This is a genomic window from Rhodococcus erythropolis NBRC 15567, from assembly GCF_001552595.1.
In the GTDB taxonomy this organism is placed as follows: domain Bacteria; phylum Actinomycetota; class Actinomycetes; order Mycobacteriales; family Mycobacteriaceae; genus Rhodococcus_F; species Rhodococcus_F erythropolis.
This window is the reverse complement of record NZ_BCRM01000001.1, coordinates 545,047-561,169: the sequence shown is the minus strand read 5'-3', so window position 1 is coordinate 561,169 and position 16,123 is coordinate 545,047. Positions and strand designations below refer to the sequence as shown.

Here is a 16,123-nt window from a genome sequence, read left to right as displayed (position 1 = left end):
GTTTCCGAAGTCCATGCCGTCCTCCGAAGTCAATACCGTGAGGCAATCGGAGTCAAAGACCTGAAAACGAACCGAAGGTAAGGCAGAACCTATAGCAGGTGTCAGACGGTGCGCAGTTCCCGCTTGAGCAGCTTTCCGCTCTGATTTCGCGGGAGTTCGGCCACGAAACGCACGTGCTTGGGGACCTTGAACGGGGCAATTCGCTCCTTGACGTGGGCAATCAACGCCTCAGGCGTCAACTCGTCGTTGCCGTCCTTGAGCACGACGATCGCGGTGACGGCCTCGATCCACTTCTCGTCGGGCGTACCGATCACGGCAACTTCTGCCACAGCCGGGTGTGTGTAGACCGCATCTTCGACCTCGCGCGACGCCACCAAGATGCCGCCGGTGTTGATGACGTCCTTGATTCGGTCGACGACCGTGATGAACCCTTCTTCGTCCCGCACGACAAGATCGCCCGAATGGAACCAGCCGTCGCGGAAGGCGTCGGCGGTGGCTTCCGGATTTTCCCAGTAGCCGTTGCACAGCTGCGGTGAGCGGTAGAGAACCTCACCGGACTCACCGTCGGCAACGTCGTTTCCGTCGGCGTCGACGACACGGGTTTCGACGAAGAACACCGCTCGCCCGCAAGAAGACGGACGATCAGCATGCTCGCCGGGCTGGAGAACTGTTGCCAGCGGACCGATTTCGGACTGGCCGAAGCAGTTGTAGAAGCCGATGTCCGGGTAACGCTCACGCAGACGATTGAGCACCGTGACCGGCATGATCGAGGCGCCGTACTGCGCCTTCTTGAGCGAAGACAGATCGCGGGTCTCGAGGTCCGGATGGTTGGCCAACGGTACCCACACGGTCGGGGCCAGGAACAGCGATCCGATCTTTTCTGCTTCGACGCGGCGCAGAATCTCCGGGATGTCCGGCGCCTGCATCAGACTGACCGTCGCACCGACGGACAGGTACGGCAGCATGAAGACGTGCATGCCCGCGGAGTGGTACATCGGCATGCAGATCAGCGGGTTGTCGTTCTTGTCGAGCCCGAGCGCGATCACCGAGGACACGTACTCGTGAACCAGCGCGCCGTGAGACATCATGGCGCCCTTGGGCTTCGAGGTGGTGCCCGAGGTGTACAGCAGTTGCGCCAGATCCGTCGACGTCGCACGCGGTTCGAAAACAGGCACCTCGCCGGCCTCGCCGATCGTGACCACCGACAGTTCCGCGTCCCGCAGTGCGATCACGTGGTCGAGATCGAGGTCGGAGCGAACCGAGTCGAGCGTCGACGCCAATGCCGGATCCACCAACACCGCGCGGGCGCCTGACTGCGCCACGAGGTACCGGAGTTCCTCCCCCTTGAGTGCGTAATTGACCGGAACATGCACCAAACCTGCTCGCGCACAGGCAAGGAATCCGATTGCATAGGCGTCGGAGTTGGTTCCGTATGCCGCGACGCGGTCGCCGTGTTCGAGGCCCAGACCGAGCAAGTGGGCCGCGACCCGCGTCACCGCGTCGTCGAGTTCGCGGTAGGTGCGAGTGCGATCTTCGAAGACGACGGCTACGCGGTCGGGGTACTTGGCTGCCGAGCGCCGAAGCACTCCGTCGACGGTGTTGGTGCGTGGATCCAGGCTCATTCGCTCAGGTTATAGGACGTCCAACTAAACCGGAAGAGCGATCGTTACTTATTGCGCCATTCAGGCTTTCGCTTGTCCACAAAAGCTTGCATACCTTCTTGAGCGTCGCAGGTCACGGCATTGGTTGCCATCGTTTCCGCCATCGCCTCGTACGCCTGGGCTTGCGGCAGATCGATCTGGTGATAAAACGCTTGTTTACCGATCTTCACCGTCAGGGGGCTGGCCGTCGTGATCTTGCCGGCCAGTTCGCGCACCTCTCGGTCCAGGTCTTCGGGCGCGACGACGAAGTTCACCAGACCCCAGTCCGCAGCGGTGTCGGCGTCGATCGTCTGCCCGGTGAGCAACATCTGCATCGAGCGCTTGCGCCCTACTGCCCTGCTCAGGGCCACCATGGGCGTCGAGCAGAACAGTCCGATCTTGACGCCGGGAGTACCGAAGACAGCGTTCGACGCAGCAACAACCAGATCACACGACGCGGCCAGTTGGCAGCCCGCCGCGATAGCCGGGCCCTGTACTGCGGCAATCACCGGCTGCGGAATCCGCTGTACGGTCTCCATCATCTCGGTACAGCCGTCGAAGATCGCCCGCTCGTCTTCGAGGGTTCTCCCGATCATCTCCGTCAGATCGTGGCCGGCGGAGAACACCGGGCCTTCGGCGCGCACGATCACGACCCGCACGCGCTCGTCTGCAGACAATTCGAGAAGGGCAGCCGTCACCTCGCGCATGGTCTCCGCCGAGAGCGGATTGCGCCGCGCCGGCCGATCGAGCGTCAGGAATCCGAGTCCCACCGACTCCTCGACGGAAATCTTCACTGCAGTGTCTTCTACCTGTGTCTGCGACATGTGTTCTCTCTACCAATCGAATCCGTCCCGGTCAACGAGACGAAAGGGGCATCTGTTCGCGCCGCGTCGATACGGTCCGGTCAATACTTCGCCACTACGAGGAGTGCCCATGAGCACCGATGCCGCCGTCACCACCGATCTCGAAGAGATTCTGCGGGCCCAGCAGGAAGCAACTCGCGCCGCTGGTCTTCCGTCCGCGCAGACACGACGCGAGCGCATCCAACGCGTCGTCGATCTTCTGGTGGCAAACCACAAGGATCTGACCGAAGCGATCAACGAAGACTTCGGCGGCCGAATCCCGGCCTACTCGGTGATGAATGATGTTCTGGGATCCATGGTTTCACTCAAGCACGTTCGTGATTCACTCGAAGAGTGGATGATTCGCTCACCGAGAGCCACCGGGGCGATGCAGGATCAGCTGGGTGCCACGGCGTACGTGTCGTACCAGCCGAAGGGTTCGATCGGCATCATCGGAACCTGGAATGCTCCCCTTTTCACTCTCCTGAGCCCGCTCGCCTGCGCCCTCGGAGCGGGAAATCGCGCCGTTCTCAAACCGTCGGAGATCGTGCCGAACACTGCGGCGGTCCTGGCCGAGGCGGCGCGTCGAACGCTCGACCCCGTGGAGGTCGCGGTGGTGACAGGTGGACCGGAGGTCGCTGATCTGCTGACGTCGCTGCCTTTCGACCACCTCGTCTTCACCGGCAGCACAACCGTCGGAAAGCTGGTCATGGCCAATGCTGCGAAGAACCTGGTGCCGGTCACCCTCGAGCTCGGCGGCAAGTCACCGAGCGTCTTGAGCCGCAGTGCCGATATCAGCTCTGCTGCATCACGTTTGGCCATCGCGAAGTCGACCAATGCCGGCCAACTCTGCGTCTCTCCCGACCTGATCTACGTCCCGCACGAGAACACAGAAGCGTTCATCGACGCGTTCACCGATCAGTTCACCGGACTGTTCCCCACGATCGCCGACAACAAAGACATGGTCTCGATAGTCAGCGATCGTCACCTCGCACGCATCGAGGGGTACATCGCGGACGCGGAAGAGCGTGGGGCACGAATCATCACCGTTCCCGACGAAGAACTCTCCGCAGACACTCGCCGCCGCCCACTGCGAATCGTGGTCGACCCTCCGACCGACGCGCAGATCATGAAGGAGGAGATCTTCGGACCGGCCGTCGTGATCCTGCCGTACGACCAACTCGACAGCGTCGTCGCCGACATCAATTCACGGCCGAAACCGTTGGCGCTGTATTACTTCGGAACCGACCTGGACGAGAAGGAATCCGTGCTCGAACGCACCGTCTCGGGCGGCGTCACCATCAACGACGCGATGTCACACCCGGGCCTGAGCGACGCACCCTTCGGCGGCGTCGGAGCTTCGGGTATCGGGCACTACCACGGCCGCGAGGGTTTCCTCGAGTTCAGTCACGCCCGAACGGTATTCGAAGCAGCGCAGCATGACCCGCGCGGTGAATGGGGAATGCTCCCGCCGTACGGTGAGGGTTTCGAGCAGATGATGTTGGCTCAGGTCACGCCCTGAGGCCCTCCGGCCCCGTGCGCCTTTTTGGTAGTGCACGCTACCGGAAAGGCGCACCGGCAAGGCCGCGGCTGAGGAACTCCACCAGCTGACCCGGTTCGGTATCCACCGACTCGATCAGTTGGATCAGTTCCTTCTTGTCCTCTGCTGCAAGCGGTTCGATGCCACCGAAGGTGCGCATCGTGGAGCCGGCGGGGAGAACGCGTGCACAGACGAGCGTGCCCGGCTCGAGATTGACTGAGCCCCACTCGTCCGTGACCTTCACCAGATGCCCGTTGCGGACGTCGCTGAGGGTCACCAACTGTCCCGGCTCCGTCGAGGCGACCTTGTACACCGAGCGCGGAATCGACAACCACTGATCGGCCAGTTCGCGTTCGTCGGCAGGCAACAGTTCTCCGCGCCGCTCGACAAATGCCGCGAAAATACCCGCATCGAACAAGGCAGCGTCGACGGCCAATCCGCCTTCGACGGCCAACGTCAGTGCTTCTTCGCTGTTGAACTGCTCGGCACGGATGAGCGCAAGATCGAACACGGCGTCGAAGTACTCCGGTGTGCGCGAGAACAACTGAGCCTTGACGTAGAGCCAGTTGGCCCGATCGTCGAACGTCACCTCGGACTTGCCCAGATGGCAGACCTTGAACTTGCGACCGGAACCGCACCAGCACTTGTCATTTCGGCCGAGTTCGGGGTGCTCGGCCGGGGCATAGCGCTGAAGAACCTCGTGCAGAACCTCGGACTCGCCACCCTCGATCCGGCCGAGAAGTGCCAGCGCGCGGGTCACGTCGCTGCGATCGGCCGCCAGTAGTGCCAGATCGAAGATCGCGGGAGTCCAGTCGGGATCGAGATCGTGCGCCGTTTCGTACGACGCCTCAGCGACAAGGATCTTGCCGAGACGATCCGAAGCCTTGCCTGCCAGCCAATGCGCTGCCGGCTTGACACGACGCGACCCTTTCTCGGCGAGAGCAGTTGCAACAGAATGCAATACGGAATCATGATCGTCGAGTTCGGACAACAGCTCCAACGCTGCCGCAGCCGCGGGCGGCTCGGCGATGCCGGCGAAGGTCTGCGGATCCTCCTTGATCTGCTTGCGCGCCCAGTCCGAGACATCCTCGACGGCTTCGGCTTTCGCGGCCATGACCACATCGACGAAGGCAATCACCGAGGCGGCTTCTTCCGGGTGCAGGTTCTCCCGAACCTCGAGCATGCGGGCTCGGTTCGCCAGGTGGTATGCCTCGAAATCGAATCCGTCGACCGCAACGTAATCACCGTCGCGGACGTAACCTGCCGCCTCGAGCATTTCGCCCAGCGGTGCGGTGGGCTGACGGAACAGCGACGGCTCGTCGAGCATCAATTGCCAGACAATGGCATCGAGGGTGTCAGCACCGATGTCTGCGAGGACCGTCCCCAGGCTCTCGCCGAATCCGGGTGCGGGATCCAGTACCTCGGGGATGGTGCAGAGCGTCAGCTCACGGTCAGCGACGAACAGTCCGATCAAATCGCCCGCAGAACATTCGGCGAGAGTATCGGTGTCGAGGAGAAAACCCTCGTCGTGCGGGAACTCCGGATCTTCGATCCCACGATCAGCCAACAGGTCGTCGTCGATCCCGCGGTGCACGACGCTGATGCCATGAATCTCGTCGTCGTCACGATCGAGGAACACCCGCAGCATCATCAGATCAGGGTTCGCGTCGAGAACGCCGGACTTTATTTCGGCTTCGGTGAGCCGATGGGTCAGCACTCGATGCTCGAACAACGTGTCGAGTGCGGCGTACCGCTCCTCACTCAAGTAGCCGAGCAGTGGGTCCTCGACGTACTCGACGAATTCGGCCATGTCGTCGGCTGTACCGTGGCCGGCATCGGCCAACAGGGTGCCCCAGTCCGCCGCTGTCTGCGGGCCGTGCTCACGCAACAACTCCATCGCGGCTTCGGCGATCAAGTCATTGGCATCCATCGGTTCGTTCACCTATCCAACTTTAACGGGGTCGACTCGATACATCGTCACCGGTCATCGGTCGAGTGATCGGCGCCTCCACGCGACTCGCGGACCAGTTCTTCGGCGTCGAGTTCCTCGGAGGCGAGAACCTCGAGTACCCTCGCAGCCTGCGATTCCGAGGACATGACGACTACGCCCACCGCAAGCGCGCCAGTGGGGGCCGTCAGGAGCCTGGCACTGATCAGGTCGCCGGGCTTTCCTTCGACCGGGTGAACAACGGTGACGGTTTCCTCGGACACACGATCGAGCAGCACGACGCCGGTGTCGGAAGTTTCGATCACCTCGTACACCGACCTCCGGACCCCGAGCCACTGTGCGGCTGTCACTACTTCCGCCTCGGGAAGTAGTTCGCTGCGTCTGGCCAGGAAGTCGGCAAAGATCCCACCCTCGAACAGAGCCACGTCCAGTGCCGAGCCGTCGAAGATCGTGGCGGCGATCAGTTCGTCCTCGGAGAGATTCGCGTTTTCGAGATCGTCGAGCCCGGTCACGACGTCGACGAATTCGGAGGCAAACGCAAACAGGCACGCCTTCTTGTACAACCAGCGACCATCTGCCTTGACCGATTCATCGGCCTTTCCGAGGTGGCAGACCTTGTACTTGCGGCCGGAACCGCACCAACACTTGTCGTTTCGCCCGAGTTCCGGGTGATCGACTGGGACGAAGTCCTGCAGTACGGCGTAGAGATTCTCTTCACTTCCGCCGTCGATCCGCCCGAGCAGTGACAGCGCCCGGGTCGCGTCGCCGCGGTCCGACGCGAACTGAGCCAGCTCGAACAAGGCCGGACCCCAACCGGATTCGGCAAGGAGCGCTTTCTCGTAGTGCGCCTCCGCTTCGAGGACGCGCCCCAGCCGATCGACGGCCTTACCGGCGAGCCAATGAGCCGCCGCCCTGACCGACCGTGGCCCTCGCTCGGCCAGTTCGGACGCAAGCGCTTCGAGGATTGCGTCGGTCACCGGGTCCTGATTCCGAAATCCGAGATCGAACACGGCCACTGCAGCACCCGGATCTGCCAGTGAGACAAAGAAATCCGGGGCGGCGCTGACGTGACGGCGAGCCCAGTCCACGATGTCGAAGTCGGCGATGACGGCATCGGTGTATCCGCGGTCCGCCAGATCGACAAATGCAACAGCAGCGACGGCCTCGTCGTGGGTCAGGTCGTAGGTACTGGCGATCAAAGCTGTCCGAATCTGCAGGTCGTAGGCATCGAAGTCGAATCCCCGCCGAGCCAGTAGTTCACGCTCGTGCTCGTAACCTGCCGCCTCGAAGATCTCACCCAGCGGCGCAACAGGAACCGTGAAGAGAGACGGATCCTCGAGCAGGAGTTGCCAGCACACCGAATCCAGGGCCTCGACTCCGTCCTCCTCGAAGAGTTCGCCGAGCGCCGGAGCAAGATCGGGTTCGTCCTCGATCTCGACCAGACGAAACGCAAGTCTTCCGTCTTCGACTGCCAGGCCGATGAGATCACCGTCGGCGCACTCGCCGAGGGTTCCGGCTGGAAGAACCACAACTCGTCGACTCCGGAAGGGAGCAGCTCCACGTTCCACGGCCGCTTCTTCCGCCAGGGCCACCCGGATCGCCCCGTCCTCGCCGTCGCCGAATGCCAAGATCGGTTCCAGATCGGGGCTCGCGTCGAGGATGTCGGACGCAATCTCGAGCTCGCTTAGCCGGTGAGTGAACACGAGCCCTTCGAGGACCGTGTCGAGGGCGACGTACTTTCCGTTGGGCAGGTACCCGAGCATCGGTTCGGACAGATACTCGAGCACGTCGGCCAACTCGGTCGCAGCTCCGTACTCCTCGAGATGGGTCGCCCACTCTTCGAGACTCAGCGGGCCTTGCTCGCGCAGAACAGCCAAAGCAGCGGAGGCAATGGAACCAGCAGCGTCGGAACCAGCGGTTTCGTCGTCGAAATCAGTCACCCGCCAATGGTAGGCGACTTATTGCAGTCCACTGAGCCCCTCGCCCAGCACGGTCGCACCGAGGATTGCCAGGATGACCGTCATCATCACTGCGTTGTTCGCGGTCATCCATGACTTCGCTGATGCGAGGATCTCGTCGGCTCGCTTGCCGGAGAACACCTTGACCAGGATCGGCGACGCGATGCCGACGCTCGCGATGACCGTGAAGATCACCGCGGCAACAATCTGTTGGGCAACAACATTCGTGGCGACCGCGATAGTGGCCGCACCGGATACCGCCAGCGCTGCATTTTTGGGATTGACCGCCGCGGACAAGAACGCCAACCCGAACGCCTTCCGCGGAGTCAAGCCGTCGATGCTCTTCATCCACTTCGGAACTGTCGGATCACTTCCGTCCCTCGGACGCGCTCGCCACTGCTTGTACGCCAATCCGAACAGAACGAGCCCCAACACGATTCGTACGACGCTCGACCACACCGAAGTCTGCGACGACTCCGACTCCGCAAACGAATAGTCCGCGATCACGATCGTCACCGCAACGACTGCCGAGATTCCGAGGACCCACCCGAGTAGAAAAGATGCCGCCCCTCGATGTGCTCCAGCGGTGATCATGACGAGCACGATCACCGCCATGGGCATCGAGACGAAAAGCAGGCCGAGGGCAATCGGAAGAGACAGACCGATCGCAGCTAGCACCAAAACCTCCAGTTGAATGCAAAATCGACGATCGATTCGAGGTCGAAATCACGACGGCGGAGGCAGCATGACCTCGATGAGATGCGGGCCGGGTTCCGCCAGCGCTGCGGCAAACTGTTCGGCCAACTCCTCCGCTGTGTTCGCCCGCGACGCGGGCACTCCCAACCCCTCGGAGATCTTGACGTAGTCCATGTTCGGAGACGACAGATCCAACATCGACTGTGCGACGACGCCGCCACCTTCTGCGCCGACTCGTTGCAGTTCGCCACGCAGGATGGCGTATGCGCGATTGTTGAGCAGAATCGTCGTGACGTTCAACTGTTCTCGCGCCTGCGTCCACAACGCCGTGATGGTGTACATCGCGCTTCCGTCGGCTTCGAGATTGATCACCGGCCGCTCCGGCGCTGCCACAGCGGCGCCCGTCGCCACCGGGATGCCCTGGCCGATGGCACCTCCGGTGAGCGTGAGCACGTCGTGGCGCGGCGCTCCGGCAAGGGCAATCGGGATCGCCCAACCGGAAGTGGCCGCCTCGTCGGAGATGATGGAGTCGTCTGGCAGCAGGGCCCCGATCACGTCGGCCCAATTTCGCACGTCGAGAGGCCCGCTCGGCAGCGACGGCCGATTTGCCTCCTGCAGAACGGGTTCCACTCCGGGTGCCACGAGTTCCGCCACTGCTTCCAACGCGCCGACAACATCGTCGCTGACATTCGCCAGCGTTGTCACCGCGGCGCCGTCCGGGACCAGATCGCTCGGTTTTCCGGGATACGCAAAGAACGAGACCGGCGAAACCGCGCCGGCCAGGACGAGCTGAGTTGTTCCGCGAAGTTGTTCGGTGGCGTGCTCGGCGAAGTATCCCAAGCGCTCGAATGACGGTAGTCCCGCACCGCGTTGAAGCCTGGCCGGAAAGGTCTCGACCAGAATCTGTGCACCGGTCGCGACTGCAATTCGGGAAGCGGCGCGCAGTCCGGCTTCGGAACACGCTACGCCGCCCAGCAGTAGCGTGGCGCGCCCCTCGGCATTGAGCGCGCCTACCACCGAGTCGATCTGTGCTGCAGTTACTTCCGCCCGCCCCGGTATGTCTCGAGGACCCGCAAGAACTCCACCTTCGCTCCACGAGACGTCGGCGGGGAGGACAAGTGTGGCAATGCGCCCGGGCGGATCCATGGAGGCGGCAACGGCGTCGGCCGCATCGCTACCGACGGTCGCGGTGGAGTCGGAGCGTCGACTCCATCCCTCCAGCCACTCGGTCAGCGCGTCGATATTCGATTCGAGTGGAGCGTCGAAACCGTGGTGGTAGGTCGCGTGGTCCCCGACGATGTTCACGATGGGGGTGTGGGCGCGGCGCGCGTTGTGAAGGTTCGCCAGTCCGTTCGCCATTCCGGGGCCGAGATGAAGCAGCGTCGCGGCAGGCTTTCCGGCGATACGCGCGTACCCGTCCGCGGCACCGGTGACGGCGCCCTCGAACAAGCCGAGTACCGCACGCATCTGGGGAACGGAATCGAGTGCGGCAACAAAATGCATCTCGGACGTTCCGGGATTGCCGAAGCACACCTCGACACCCGAGTCGACCAAGCTCTGGATAAGCGATTGTGCACCATTCATTTCGGTCACCTCTTCTTCATGAAAGCTGCGAAGGCTTCTTGCGCTTCGTCGGATCGCCGCCGTCTCGCGAAATGATCCGACTCCACGTCGATGGTTTCCAGCAGGGCATCGAGATGTGGGCGGCGGAGGAGCATCTTCGTCAGCGTCACCGATTCAGCCGGGGAGTCTGCAATGCGCACCGCGCGCTCCAATGCCACGTCGAGCGCGGTCTCGGTCTCCACAACGCGATTGATCAGGCCGGCTTCGGCAGCTTCCTCCGCCCCGAACATTTCTCCGAGCATCAGTAGTTCCGTTGCCCGCTTGAGCCCCGCGATCTGCGGCAACAGGTAACTCGATCCGCCCTCGGGCGAGAGCCCGAGCGGAACGAACGGCAATCGGAATCGTGTACCTCGCCCCGCGAATGCCAAGTCGCAGTGCAACAACATCGTGGTGCCGATTCCGACTGCAAACCCCTCGACCGCTGCGACAATCGGTTTGCGTGCGGTGACGAGTGCGATCAGCAGGTCTTTGGCCTCGCCGCCGTCTCTCCCGGCAGTGTCCTGGAAACTTCCGATGTCGTTGCCGCTGGTGAAGACACCACCGGCGCCCGTCAGCACCGAAACCCGCACTGCGTCATCGTCGTCAGACTCCCGGATCGCGTTCGTCAGTTCGCGGTAAGTCTTGGGGTCGAGCGCGTTGCGCCTCTCCTGGCGATCCATCGTGAGCAACCGGACTCCCGGTGCGTGCTCCTCGATCCGAACAGTCATCCGTACCTCCGTCGTGGCCGAGAGTCTCGATTCAAGCTACTCGGTCGGGAGTTCAGCGTTCATAGCCCTTGCGCATATCGTCGACGATGCGCGGCCGGTCGAGTGTTGACGGCTCCAACTCCCGCCTCGGGCGATCGCGAGGAAACACCGAGGCCGACGCCAGGGTGGGCTCGTCGAGGAACCGCAGGTTCGGCACATCAGCGGGCAAACGAAGCTCGGGCGGCGTGGAACCTCTTTGCGCGAGCACGTATCCCCAGTCACCGAAGCTCGGCACGAAAACGTGATAGGGCGAGACGCTCAGTCCGACAGCCGATACCGTCGACACCGTTCTCCAGTACGCATCGGGTGTCGAGTACGGACTGCCGGACTGGACGACCATCAGCCCGCCCGGATTCATCGCGGCAGCGGCAAGTCCGTAGAACTCCATCGAATACAAGCGGCCAAGTGCGGGGGTGTCCGGATCCGGGAGGTCGACGATGACCGCATCGAAGCCTGGATCCGGACGCTCGCGCAACCACCGAAACGCGTCGTCGAGTACGACGTCCACCCGTGGATCCTCGAGTGCTCCCGCGTTCAGATCACGAAGACGCGTGTTGGCCAACTCGATGACTGCCGGGTCGAGTTCCACCTGAACGATCTGCTCGACGCTGTTCATTCGCAGCACTTCCCGTGCAGCGAGGCCGTCACCGCCGCCCAGAATCAGCACGCGCCGCGGGTCGTTGACCAGGGCCGGATACACCAGCGACTCGGTATACCGATGCTCGTCGACACTGGAGAACTGCAGGTCTCCGTCGAGGAACAGTCGCACGTCGTTTCCCCGCTCGGTGACGACGATTTCCTGGTACACCGATCGCTCGGCGGCCACCACGGGATCGGTGTAGAGCCGCTGCCTCGACGTGGTCTCGATGTCCGAGGCCGCGATCAGCAGCCACCCGATCAAGCTCGCCGCCAACAGCATTGCGACGACGGCGATCAATCGTGCACGCAGGCTGAGCTGCCACCGAAGAAGTATCAGCGCGACAACTGCCGCAGCCACGAGATTGATCATGCCGGTGAGTGCGGCACCGCGAATCATGCCCGCCCACGGCAACAATACGAACGGCCACAGGAGGCCGCCGATCAGCGCGCCGAGATAGTCGGCTGCATTGAGGTTGGCCAATACCTTTCCGGTGCTCTGTGCGTCGTTGTCGCTGCGACCGGACTGCAACAGCGTCATCAGCAGAGGCACTTCGGCACCCACGAGGATACCGATCAGCGCGGTCGCAGCCACCAGAACTGCTGCGCTGGAACCGAAGAACGTGAAGGTCACGTACAGCGTGACGGCACTGAATCCGCCGATCAGCCCGAGCAGGATTTCGACGGTCACAAACGAGATGGCCGCATGCCCCAACAGCGGTTTGGCGGCCAGCGCTCCGATACCCAGCGCCGCAACAAATCCCGCGACGATCAACGACGTCTGGGTGATGCCGCCGCCGGTCAGACTCACGCTGAGCGTCAACAGGGCCAGCTCGTAGATCAGGCCGCACGCCGCGCACGCGGCAACAGCCGCAAGGAGAAGCACGCGTGCGCGTGAGCCGAGCATCGTCGAACGCTCGGCAACTTTCACATCGCGATCAGCGGCAACCATCAGGTGAGCGCTGCGGCGTTCACCAAACCGATGGACAACAAGCTCACACCCACCGCCCACGCGGCGCCGCACATCTTCGGATCCTGCACCAGTGCAACCAACTTGCCGGGAAGGAATGCGTTCATCAAACGCAGCGCGATCGCTTGCAACACGATCGCGAACAGTCCGTACACCGCGGAGTCGGCGAGTCCCTGGGCAAAGCCGTCCGAACTGGTCAGGATTGCCGTCACCACGATGATCGCCAGCGCAAGATGGTTGGAAGCCAACAGAATCGCAGCGTTCGGGTTCTTGTCGACGTAAACCTGGTGGCGGAGATTTCCGGGTGTCATGAGGTCGAGGACCAGGAATCCCGTCGCCAGAACCGCTACGCCGACGACGAAGTAGGCGAGGGTGCCGAGAACGCCCCCGACGAGCAATGCCGGATCCACCGTTCCGATCTCGACGGAAGTGGATGCAAAGATGTTCGTCACGCCGTTCTCCTTCTCATTGAGCACTACCGTCATTTGGCACTACCCGAGCCGCCGCTGCCACTGCTTCCACCCGCCGGGGATCCCGGGTTGAAGCCCGGTCCCAGGTACGCGTATCCGCCGCTGCGATACGTGCCGTCGATGTCCTCTACCTTGATGGTGCTGCCACCGCCCGAAGCCGAACTGACAGTGACGATGTCATCGTCGTAGCGCAGGTATTCGTTGCCGCCGTCAGCACTTCGCGCCGCTGGTTCGTCCGCGTCGACAATCCGTGAGACGGTCGTGCCCACTGGATCTTTCGACGAGTACAACACGACGTCGCCATCCTGGGACGTCTTGGAATAGTTGTCCGCGATGAAGTCTTTGGCTCCACCACCGCACGCCGACAACATAATTGCGGCTGCCACCATCACCGGAGCAAACCACGTCCGCCCCCTCACGGGCGCCACCTACTGCGCGTCTTCACGATCACTCCTGTCCCCTCCCCCGGGTACAAATGCCAACTCTGCCAACTCCACCCCTGGCGGTCTCGCACGCCACACAACGCGGTCAACGCTGTGTCGTCGCCGGGAAAGGATCCGCAGATCCAACCGTCCTGGCCGGCGGATTCTCTCAACGATGCAGCTTCCGAATCGAATTCGACTCGGTCCAGGATCAGCGACGAAGACTCGAACCGGTAGTTTTCCGTGGACTCCACTGCCGGCAAGGGTTCACCGCCGGCGGCAAGAGCATCGCACGAAACCTGCTCGGTCAGTTCCTTTCCCGACGCCCGGGCCGTCACCACGTGAGATGCCCCGAGCACTCCGAGTGTCAACGTCGCATCGGAGGTTTCGATCACCAACTCGGCGAGGGTCGGCGGCGAGGGAGCTCCCAGCACCAACCCCAGTGCCGAGGCATTCACGTCGGTCGGTTCCACATCGAGTCGATACAGACTCATTCCGGTGGGCCCGAGTGGATGACGGTGAGTTCGCTGCGGGTGACCGCACGTCCCGTGGAAACCTCCCACGACTGTCCGCGCGCCCACTTCTCGAATGCGATCAGCCCGGTCTTGTCGGCGGTCGCGTAGTCCGCGTATTCCATCGAGCCGGAGGGGGCCGTACCCGTCGTACCCTCGGCCGTGAACTTCGCCGTTCCACTTTCGATCTTGCGGTGAACCTTGTCGTCGAGAATGACGTCGCCGTTCGGGACCAGGTTGGTTCCTTCTCGACGCATCCAGAGAGTCATCTCGAGTTCGCCCTCGTCGTCCTCCACTGTCAGCCAACGACGACCGGTCGACCCGTCGAGAAGGTGCTCACGCCAGATGTATCCCTCTTCGTCGAGCGTGATGGTCCCTCGAACAACGTGGTCGATACCCGCGTACGTGATGATGTCGCCGACCCCGATCTTGTGGGGGTCGTACACCTCGGGATAGTCGGCGAGCGGGTCCACGCGAGCATTCGGCTTGCCCTGGCGTCCACGCAGGACCACAAACGCGACGGCAGCGATCACTACGAGTATCAGGACAACTATCAGCACGTTGGTCAACGGTTTCTCCGAAATCGTCTCGGCAGGGTTGCCGCGGGCCATACCCTACCGATCCGTTCTCAGCCTTTTCGGATGAGACTGCCGGCAAGCTGACCGACCGCCGGCCGGGCAGGTCTCCAGCGCCGTGGGCAGATCGAAAGACTGCCCCGGCGCACCTTTGCGTTTACGCTCAGCCCGAGGAACTCCGCGCGAAAGAAAGCCGGTCGACTGACGATGAGCAAGAACACGGAGCCGTCTGCCCGCACCGTCATGCACACTCCACGATTCTGGTTGACGCCGTTGATAGTGGTCACCCTCTTGATGTCGGCGCTGGCAGCGCTGTACATGGGCGGAATACTCGACCCCAAGAAACACCTGGACCAGTTCCCGATCGCCCTGGTCAACCAGGACGAAGGCGACACCCTCCCCGGCGGCGACCCCGCCGACCGGAAGAATTTCGGAAACGACATCGTCGCCGGCCTCGAAAACGGAATCGACCACCAGAAGATCGACCTGCAGCAGATCGGTATCGCCGAAGCCCAATCTCGGTTGAACTCCGGCACGCTGTACGGCGCGATCGTGATTCCCAGTGATTTCACGAAGAGGACGATCATCCTGGCGGAGGCCAGCGTCGTCGCCGGTGACGTAGAGCAACCGATCATCACGATCTACACCAATCCACGTGCAGGTTCCGTATCCGCATCTCTGGTCCAGTCGATCGGAACTACAGCCCTCGCCTCGGTCAACAAGAATATGGGCGAGCAACTCACCACCCTGGTCACCCAGCAGTTGGAAGCGGGAGGCACCGGAACCCAGATCTCAGGAGCGAGCCGCCTGCTGCTCGAAAATCCGGTGAACGTACTCACGGTGGCCCACGATCCGCTTCCCGACGGCACCGGATTCGGTTTGGTTGCATTCTATTTCGCGCTGCTGTTGGTCCTTGCGGGATTCACCGGAGCGACCGTGGTCAATTCCTTGGTGGACGGCATGCTCGGATATGCGCCTACCGAATTCGGTCCGCTCTTCGTTCAGAACGACGTTGTGGGTATCAACAGGTTTCGGACGCTGCTCGTCAAATGGGCGTTCATGATCGTGTTGTCCGGCATAGTCTCCGCGTTGTTCCAGTGGATCAGTCGCGCCCTCGGAATGCCGGTCACTCACGGGCTTGCATTGTGGGAGTACGGCGCGCTGGTCATCACTGCAGTCGGCATCACGGCGATGTCGGTGATGGCCGCATTCGGCTCGTTGGGCATGTTGATCAACCTGTTCGTGTTCGTCATTCTCGCGCTGCCCTCTTCCGGTGGCACCATCCCCCTCGAAGCCAGCCCCAGGTTGTATGCCTGGCTGGCGCAATTCGAGCCGATGCACCAGATCTACATGGGTACGCGATCGATCCTGTTCTTCGGCGCACGCGGTGAGGCAGGGCTGCTGCATGCCGTCTGGATGACGTTGGTGGGTCTACTGATCGGCGTCGTACTCGGCATCGTGACCACCCGTTTCTACGACCGCAAGGGCTACGAACGCACCCATCGCCCCAAGGTGGCGTGAGATGGTACCCAGCCGGGATTTGAT

The 16,123-nt window shown here is 62.5% G+C and carries 14 protein-coding genes; 2 read left to right on the top strand and 12 right to left on the bottom strand.

Going from position 1 to position 16,123, the window contains the following annotated elements; translation table 11 throughout:
* Positions 1-101 precede the first annotated feature (101 nt).
* Together RE4_RS02740 and RE4_RS02735 are read right to left on the bottom strand one after the other, a co-directional pair.
* Complete coding sequence (locus tag RE4_RS02740) at positions 102-1,622, bottom strand: acyl-CoA synthetase (protein WP_029256328.1); 1,521 nt, start codon at positions 1,620-1,622, stop codon at positions 102-104.
* Between the two features lie 44 nt (positions 1,623-1,666).
* On the bottom strand, positions 1,667-2,464 hold the full coding sequence (locus RE4_RS02735; protein ID WP_029256329.1) for an enoyl-CoA hydratase: 798 nt from the start codon (positions 2,462-2,464) through the stop codon (positions 1,667-1,669).
* A gap of 109 nt (positions 2,465-2,573) precedes the next feature.
* Here RE4_RS02735 and RE4_RS02730 point away from each other — a divergent pair, with 109 nt between their 5' ends.
* On the top strand, positions 2,574-4,004 hold the full coding sequence (locus tag RE4_RS02730; RefSeq protein WP_060937942.1) for a coniferyl aldehyde dehydrogenase: 1,431 nt from the start codon (positions 2,574-2,576) through the stop codon (positions 4,002-4,004).
* Between the two features lie 37 nt (positions 4,005-4,041).
* Here RE4_RS02730 and RE4_RS02725 read toward each other — a convergent pair whose 3' ends face one another.
* From RE4_RS02725 to RE4_RS02680, 10 genes are read right to left on the bottom strand one after another with little or no spacing between them, the layout of a single operon-like run.
* Positions 4,042-5,964: an SEC-C domain-containing protein gene (locus RE4_RS02725; protein WP_223257823.1), complete on the bottom strand. Its 1,923-nt coding sequence runs from the start codon at positions 5,962-5,964 to the stop codon at positions 4,042-4,044.
* A gap of 35 nt (positions 5,965-5,999) precedes the next feature.
* Positions 6,000-7,910: an SEC-C domain-containing protein gene (locus RE4_RS02720; protein ID WP_060937941.1), complete on the bottom strand. Its 1,911-nt coding sequence runs from the start codon at positions 7,908-7,910 to the stop codon at positions 6,000-6,002.
* Between the two features lie 18 nt (positions 7,911-7,928).
* Entirely contained in the window at positions 7,929-8,606 is a 678-nt protein-coding gene (locus RE4_RS02715) for a GAP family protein (protein ID WP_019745421.1), read from the bottom strand.
* A 48-nt stretch (positions 8,607-8,654) separates the two neighbouring features.
* On the bottom strand, positions 8,655-10,208 hold the full coding sequence (locus tag RE4_RS02710) for an acetolactate synthase large subunit (protein ID WP_170320384.1): 1,554 nt from the start codon (positions 10,206-10,208) through the stop codon (positions 8,655-8,657).
* A 5-nt stretch (positions 10,209-10,213) separates the two neighbouring features.
* On the bottom strand, positions 10,214-10,954 hold the full coding sequence (locus tag RE4_RS02705) for an enoyl-CoA hydratase/isomerase family protein (protein ID WP_029256333.1): 741 nt from the start codon (positions 10,952-10,954) through the stop codon (positions 10,214-10,216).
* Between the two features lie 52 nt (positions 10,955-11,006).
* Positions 11,007-12,581, bottom strand: coding sequence for a polyamine aminopropyltransferase (locus tag RE4_RS02700; RefSeq protein WP_020970881.1), 1,575 nt, complete (start codon positions 12,579-12,581; stop codon positions 11,007-11,009).
* Positions 12,581-13,084 carry a DUF350 domain-containing protein gene (locus RE4_RS02695; RefSeq protein WP_019745424.1) on the bottom strand — a complete coding sequence of 168 codons (504 nt, stop codon included), beginning with the start codon at positions 13,082-13,084 and terminating at the stop codon, positions 12,581-12,583. The genes RE4_RS02700 and RE4_RS02695 overlap by 1 nt, the downstream gene beginning before the upstream one ends.
* Positions 13,081-13,458, bottom strand: coding sequence for a DUF4247 domain-containing protein (locus RE4_RS02690; RefSeq protein ID WP_044480673.1), 378 nt, complete (start codon positions 13,456-13,458; stop codon positions 13,081-13,083). The genes RE4_RS02695 and RE4_RS02690 overlap by 4 nt, the downstream gene beginning before the upstream one ends.
* A 26-nt stretch (positions 13,459-13,484) precedes the next feature.
* On the bottom strand, positions 13,485-13,985 hold the full coding sequence (locus tag RE4_RS02685) for a DUF2617 family protein (protein WP_020970882.1): 501 nt from the start codon (positions 13,983-13,985) through the stop codon (positions 13,485-13,487).
* Positions 13,982-14,614, bottom strand: coding sequence for a DUF4178 domain-containing protein (locus tag RE4_RS02680; RefSeq protein ID WP_019745427.1), 633 nt, complete (start codon positions 14,612-14,614; stop codon positions 13,982-13,984). Before RE4_RS02680 ends, RE4_RS02685 begins: the two co-directional genes overlap by 4 nt.
* A gap of 171 nt (positions 14,615-14,785) precedes the next feature.
* Between RE4_RS02680 and RE4_RS02675 the strand changes: the two genes are divergently transcribed.
* Positions 14,786-16,099, top strand: a complete 1,314-nt coding sequence (locus tag RE4_RS02675; protein ID WP_021345628.1) for a YhgE/Pip domain-containing protein — start codon at positions 14,786-14,788, stop codon at positions 16,097-16,099.
* Positions 16,100-16,123 lie beyond the last annotated feature (24 nt).